Genomic DNA, 413 nt, shown 5'->3' on the forward strand with positions numbered 1-413 from the left:
GTGTTCGCCCTGGCCGCGCCCTTCGGCATGGCCAACGGCACGGCGCTGAAGCAGCGCCTGGACGAGATGGGTGCCAAGGGCCACCTGCTGCGTGGCGCCCTGGTGCTGCGCGGCAATACCGAAGGCGTGCAGCTGTACGAAAAGAGCGGCGACCAGCAGGGCGCCATCGAGTACCGCCTCGAATCCGTGTCCAACAACGCCAGCCTCGCGCAGCGCCTGGAGCAGTTCAACCGCAACGCGGCCGAAGGCTTTTTCGCCTTCGGCGATGTGGTCACCGACGATGGCCAGTTCCATTCCATCTCGGTGCGCAACGTCAAGCGCATGGTGCATCCGCTGGCCGGTGCCTCCTTCCCCTGAGCAGGGCACAGGCATGCGCGGCCGGCGCATAATCCGGCCATTTTCCGCAGCAAGGG

Annotated in this window: 1 protein-coding gene; it reads left to right on the forward strand. The window is 66.6% G+C overall.

Features of this window, described 5'->3' with window-relative positions; translation table 11 throughout:
* Window positions 1-357, forward strand: a 357-nt coding sequence (locus JHD79_RS22545; protein ID WP_199121609.1) for a hypothetical protein, incomplete at its 5' end; no start/stop codon positions are given.
* Between the last annotated feature and the right edge of the window lie 56 nt (window positions 358-413).

The sequence above is a fragment of the Pedobacter sp. ASV28 genome, assembly GCF_016428855.1.
GTDB lineage: Bacteria > Bacteroidota > Bacteroidia > Sphingobacteriales > Sphingobacteriaceae > Pedobacter.